4 protein-coding genes are annotated in these 6,284 nt (G+C 54.4%); 1 reads left to right on the forward strand and 3 read right to left on the reverse strand.

All coding sequences use genetic code 11. The annotated features are described in order from the left end of the window. Positions 1 to 304: hypothetical protein (locus ACP5KC_RS08225; RefSeq protein WP_428287239.1), on the forward strand; the 304-nt coding region annotated here is incomplete at its 5' end. 1,039 nt (positions 305 to 1,343) lie between these two features. Here ACP5KC_RS08225 and ACP5KC_RS08230 read toward each other — a convergent pair. The 3 genes from ACP5KC_RS08230 to ACP5KC_RS08240 all read right to left on the reverse strand — a co-directional run bounded on the left by ACP5KC_RS08230 (position 1,344) and on the right by ACP5KC_RS08240 (position 6,100). Then, the gene (locus ACP5KC_RS08230; RefSeq protein WP_428287240.1) at positions 1,344 to 1,544 is read right to left on the reverse strand and encodes a hypothetical protein; all 201 of its coding nucleotides are present in this window, start codon (positions 1,542 to 1,544) and stop codon (positions 1,344 to 1,346) included. 17 nt (positions 1,545 to 1,561) lie between these two features. Further along, a complete protein-coding gene (locus tag ACP5KC_RS08235) occupies positions 1,562 to 1,834 on the reverse strand; it encodes a hypothetical protein (protein WP_428287241.1) in 273 nt (90 codons plus the stop codon). A 390-nt stretch (positions 1,835 to 2,224) separates the two neighbouring features. Further along, positions 2,225 to 6,100, reverse strand: a complete 3,876-nt coding sequence (locus tag ACP5KC_RS08240; RefSeq protein ID WP_428287242.1) for a S8 family serine peptidase — start codon at positions 6,098 to 6,100, stop codon at positions 2,225 to 2,227. Positions 6,101 to 6,284: the final 184 nt, after the last annotated feature.

Here is a 6,284-nt window from a genome sequence, read left to right on the forward strand (position 1 = left end):
TCAAAGAGCCCCGGGAAACATTAAGCATTGGAAACTAGTATTGCCCGGCAAAAAAATCCTAGCCCGGACGGCTTTTCTAAACTTCTCATGGCACAAAATCTATGCCTTTTTGCCAACTAAAACGATAATTAAAACTGTGAAGCTATCAAATTTGAATTTATCATTTAAAGGGCAAAAATTGTGTATCCACACCGTTTGGAACATAAAATGTCCTAATGTTTCGGCTTCTAAGAACGTGATAATCGTCTCTATTGATAACATGATACAGCTCTTCCTTTTCAGTGGATTAAGCAATCTTATGTGATTAAAGATATTATGCAACACGTAGCTAGCTCTCTTAGCTTTTGGCTATGAATAGAGGTAGATCCAGACATTGGACTAGGGGCTTCTTAAGTTTAGAAATTAAATTTTTTAGCACCAAGTCGCTAAGTGGCCGAGGATGTGGGGCCTGCCCAATGAACTATATCACAGTTCCCTACTAAACCTTTCAGCACATGCAGATATTTTGGAGCCACGTAAATACGTGAGGATACATGTGATAAGGGATCTAGTGAGAAGTATTCAATGCCATGTTGACTAACGTTTTCTCTTACTTTTGGGAGGTTTTCTATATTGTACCCCCATGGTTGTTGTTAAGATAGAAATTCCACAGCTATGTTGCTTTCTAAGTCTAGAGGACAACTGAAGAATCCGGCGCCCTACGCCCCATTATTGAAAGATGATTTTCGCTGTAAATTAGCAATCTATATCCCATGGTTTTACTTCTCGCAATTTTTCCCCAATAATTAACCATTCTTTCAGCGCTTATAACCCCTTTCTCGGCAAGCCTTAGAAAAGCATCTCTGTAAGCCTCGACAGCCTACCCCCAAATCTTTCTCCAATATAGCCACAGCCAAGTCAGCCAGAGCTTCAACGACCATGATTACACAGCATTTGCTGAATCTGAAAGATCTGTTGCTCACAAAACTGCTCAATTCAATGGCTAAGATCTTTCTGATCTCGTCTAAAGCCTCCTCAGCTTCGTTAATAAGCTTCTTAATGACTTCCTTATCAACCCTTGTCACAGCCTTTACCTACCCTTTAGGCTTCTCACAAACAATAGCTAAATTCTTTATACACATCCATGATGGACGCTCTAGTCCTGTGTTTGAGAAGGTTGGCTTTCTCACCGCTCGTGAGAAGACCCAGTTCAAGGGCCTTGCCCCTCCCTACCACCCTCTCCGAGATACTCCTTCATGGAGCGTTTTTCCGCGGAGTTGTTAGGTATTGGCGGGGTTCTAGACATTAATGCAACAGTATCGTCCACTCTTTCAATCTTCCACTGGTGCTCACTTCATGTAAGTTCATGTGCTTTGATAAGCCTTAGTTTTTCCTAGCAGTTTTAGATCCTCATGTGTTATTAGTATTTCGAATGGGTACCACCATGGAACTCCTCTGCTCTCCATGATCTTCCATACCTTGTCAAGAATTTCTGCTCTTCCAATACTGCTTCTAGGTAGCTCCTTAACCACTACAGCTACGTCGATGTGGCTATCAGTAGTCAATTTCCCCTCGCCTCTGACTACAGTGCGAAGCTGGCCCGGAGTGGCCATGGTACCGGCCCGGAGCGCGGAGCCCGTAGACATCTCCGCTCCACACTGATCCGAGCGCGAGCAGGGATCCCTGAGGCGAGGCCCCTCACGGCGAGGTACAGCCTGGCTCCACAGATGGTCAAGATGAACCCGGCACTCACAGCTCCGTCCAGCTCAACCCAGCTTCTGGTGGGGGCTAGGATCGATAGGTCGACCCAATAGGTAGATGGATCATCTACCGCCGATTCGGGAGCTACGTTCATCGCAAGCAGTTTGCGCGACGGACGCGCAGCAAGGGCGGAACTGTTGATCCAGGCTTTGGACTAGCTGCTTTCAACCCCAGTACAGCGTACACTGGCTAAGACTCTGCTGGGAGGCCGCCACGGAGGTCTACAGCGTGCCCATCGCGAGCGCGTGACGCAGACATGGGTTGGCGTCACGCGAACTACACGAAGCGAGATTGGTTGAGCAATGTACCCTGCAGCATCAGATCGTACAACTTCGTCCTCGGGGAACAGTCTGCGTAGCTAGTAGCCGCCGTAACGACAAGGAGACGTCGTACAGAATCGAGTAGGAGCTATTTTTTAAGACTATTTCCAAATAGACAAGAGGAGAAATACCATTAAGAAAAAAAATACTTTAGTTATTCAGTACTATTGTTTAATTACTCGGATCCAGTCCTCGAATGTGTAGTAGTCAGTCAGCTTGTAGTAGCTGTTAGCATACCTGTAGTACACCGGCAGCGAAGGCAGGCTGATGGAGTAGAGCGCTGAAACGTCGAACTTCTGGCCCGGCGCGCCGTTATTCCACACGTACACATTGAACGTGAACTGAGTGTTAGAGGGGTACGGGCCCAAGACAGACGATGGGGAGACGTAGTAAGACCCTGGAGTGTACTCCTGATCGTAGTCGAGTAATGGAGTCCATGATCGCCCTGTGCTCGCGTAAATCCTTTGCACGATGTAGGGCAGCGAGAACCTCATCGGGAAGGAGCCGCCGTCTATGGCGGAGCTCGGGAGCTTCTGGGCCGCGGGAAGCACGCGCACGAGCGCGGAGAAGCCCTCGCTGGCCCCCTGCGAAGCGTCGAACAGCGCGGTCCTCACGATCAGCGTGAATATGCCGTCCTCCGGCTTCTTGTGCGGGTAGAGCCAGTACCTGTAGTCGATGGCGGGGAACATCACGAACCTCTTAGCGTTCTGTATCGAGCCGGCGCCGGTGCCCATCCATGCGAACGTCCCGCCTCCCAGGTACTTGAACCAGGACGCGCCCTGGCCGAAGTACCCGCCAGCGAACTGCCCGTCGGGGCCCACCGCGAAGCCTATCAGCGACGTGTCCGGGAGCGACCACTGCACAGCGTACTCGAGAGCCAGGGCGTTGGACGCGCTCGGCTTAACGTAGAACCACCGCCAGTCACCGCTCTCGAAGCGCCAAGCCCAGTTAGTAGCACCCCTAATGACGTTGACGGGAGGCCACCTGCCGTTCACGCCTGCAGTCAATTCGACCGCCGCTGTGCCCACGCTGGCATAGACGTTGAACGAGTAGGGCACTGCGATAGGTCCCGTCGCGTTATTTGCTACCAATAGGTAGCCCGTGTACGTGGTAGGAGCCGCGTTGCTGGGCACCTTCACAGTAAGGTTGAAGGTCTGGGACGCGCCCGGCGCCAGCGTGGCGGAGCTGGGCGAAACCGACACCCACGTTGGGGCCCCGTACACCACGTCGACATAGTTGATGGTCACGGTGATCGGCACGGGAGGCACGTACGCTCCGCTCGGCGCGAAGCCCCGCACGAGCTCGACGGTCACGACGATGCCTTTGTTAGTGCCAAGCTTCCCCGTGGGGTACGACATCGTCGCTAGGTTCCAGTTAGACCAGCCGTAACCGTAGTTCACCAGTATAGTTTCGTCAGGGTCTGGGATACCGTTGCTGTTCTTGTCCGCCTTCCACAAGTGTATCCACACCCTCACCCTCACGTCCGCCTGGTAGTTGTTGTTAGGGTCAAAGACCGAGTAGGGGATCGTGGCGACTACCTCCATGAACCTGAGGGTGCTCGTAAGGTTCTCGGAAGTGAACACCCAACGTGTCCTGTTGTTGGGAGCATTCGGGCTCAGCGATAGGGAGGTGTTCAAAATCTTCTGATTCTTCAGGGTCAACATCGTCGGGTAAACTGTGACCGTGACGGTCTTGTTCGTCGGATTCCTGACGGTCAGCGTAACTGAGGAGGAGCCGCCCTGGGCCACTGTGCCAAAGAACGCTGTGAGGTCGATCCTCCGGGAGGCCGTATCTGGCAGCGCGCAGCTCGGCACAGGCAGCTCCGTGCCGGCCCACTGGAGCATCATCGCAGCTATGTTGTCGCACCACTGCCAGCCCCAGATGCTCGACGCAGCGGCAGAGTAGGCTTGCCAGAGCGAGCTGCCGTAGACCTGGAGCTTGTACTCCGCGGCAGTCTTCTTCGAGAGCAGGCGCGCCAGCGAGACTGCCCCGAAGGCGTTAACGCGCCCAGAGCCCTCGGAGGCGGGGTCGTAGCGCAAGTAGTTCGCAGTGGAGGCGATGATATTCTTAACGAGCGCTGGGTCAGCGCTTGTTCCCAGCACCTCGTACACCAGCGCAGCGACGCCTGCCGTCAGCGGCGTGGCGTAGCTAGTACCGCCGAAGATGGTGTAGTTCTGGCGCACAGGCGCCACCGTGAAGCCGAAAGCTCCCACGTTGACTACGTCGGGCTTTGTGTAGCCTATGATCGTCGGCCCTCGGGCTGACCAGCTGATGATCTCGTCACTGCTCCACCCGGCACCCGACTCGAAGATATTCTCAGCGTAGGCGAAGTGCGTGCTGGTCGAGGCACCGACCGTGAGCACTCCGGGTGAGGCGCCCGGCGAGGTCACCGTGCCGTAGCCGGGACCCCCGTTACCGGCAGCCTGCACTATCAGGATCCCCGGGTACCTGGGGTCGAGGAAGCCTGGCAGCGAGAGCCCGGCGACGAACACCGATTCGTAGTCGTAGCCAAAGGCGCCGTAGTCGCAAGTGAAGCACGAGATGCCCCAGCTGTTGCTGATCAGCGTGGCCCTCCTCGAGCCGGTGTAGTAGAACTTTCCAGTATATGGATCCACATCGAAGCCAGCTGCCCACAGCATGCCCACCTCGGAGTTGCCAATCCAGAGGGCCTTGACGCCTATGACGCTGGCCCCAGGAGCCATGCCCGTGAGCTTAACAGCACCTAGGTTAGTAATGTTGTAAGTCACCACACCCCGGCCTGCCGCGGCGGACGCGCAGGAAGTACCATGCCCATCGAAGTCGTAGAAGATGCTCAGCCATCTGCCCTGCTTGTCCCAGCCAGCGTGAATCTCGGCCGGGTAGCTGAAGTACCACCACCAGTCGTAGAAGAAGCCGCCAGCCACTCCCAGCGAGTCATCCGGGAACCCGTTCTTATCGTAGTCCGGAGCGATAACCCTGTTCGCGGAATAACGCAAAGCACTACCCCTTGCATAAGCGTCTATTGGAGGTGCAATTTCGTCTGCAAAGTTGCCGTTACCGTTGACATCGACGATTGCATAAGAATAGAAACCATGAACCGGAGGGTTATAAAGTAAAACTCCCACTATCTTTGTCCCATACCACCCAAACATGTAGGTTAACCCGAACCTTAGCTTAGCGCCCTGAGTTACTTGAGTGTAGACATAACTAGGTATGCGGTAGTAATCGTAGGGCGGGTAGATTTCGACGGGCCACGGGGTCAGTGTGGTGTACATCCTCCCCCCAACGTAGACATGGGTGGAGTTAACTAGCGTCACCTCCTGGAGGATGAGCACCTGCGACTCGTCGGCGTCCATGACCAACGGCTCCCTGATGCTCTCGCCCTTGTAGGTTCCCGACCAGTACTTCAGCGCTGTTGTCAGGTCGGGGTGGCCGTAGTCGACCCCCGTGTCGACGATGGCTATGTCGACCCCCTTACCCGTCACACCGTAGACGGACTGGGCCCTAGAAACGCCGATAAGATCCCTGATTATCACGTTGGTGGGCGCCGGGGCCGGAGGGTTTGGCAGCTTCCCGTCGAGAGGCTCTATTTCCATCGTCCTCGGCACGGGCTTATAGACGACCCTATCAATGTACTGCTCGTAGGGGGCCAAGAGGCGCGAGAGGACGTGGGGGGCCTCAGCCACCCTGAACATGTACCGGCCCGAAGCATCTTTCACAAGCTTAGAGACCCGGATCTCCCTAAGGGTGACGCTCCTCCCGTTGTCAAGCTGGACAGCCCGCTGGATCGTGTACTTGCTTAAAATCTCGCTGTAGGCTTTCTCGGCGACGCTGGCCGGAGTCCCGACCTTGAAGACGACGGTGGACGCTACGACCTTCTCGCCACCCAGAGTGAAATTGCCGACAAATCTGGGGACTGAGATGTCGTTGGGCGCAGAGGGGGGGTTCGGGGCCCCAGCGGGCGCGGTCAAAACAACCATGGAGCCCGCGATCACTAGAACGATCAGCCATAGAATGCCTATCCTCTTCAGCTCAGCTCTTACCGCATCCTTTAAACTCATTCTCTCACCTTTTCATTTTTTAGATGCCCTTTGGTGTATATAAATCTTTTTATATTTTTTTATATTTTTGTCAAATCTCAGCACGACATCGTTAGCCACGAAGCAGATTGCACCGCTGGGCGCGCTTATGCTGAGATAGCCGTAAGTCATGCCCCCAGCGTACCCCAGGTTCCTGTCCGCTCTT

Origin of the sequence: Infirmifilum sp. (assembly GCF_049970975.1) — an archaeon.
Lineage (GTDB): Archaea > Thermoproteota > Thermoprotei > Thermofilales > Thermofilaceae > Thermofilum > Thermofilum uzonense.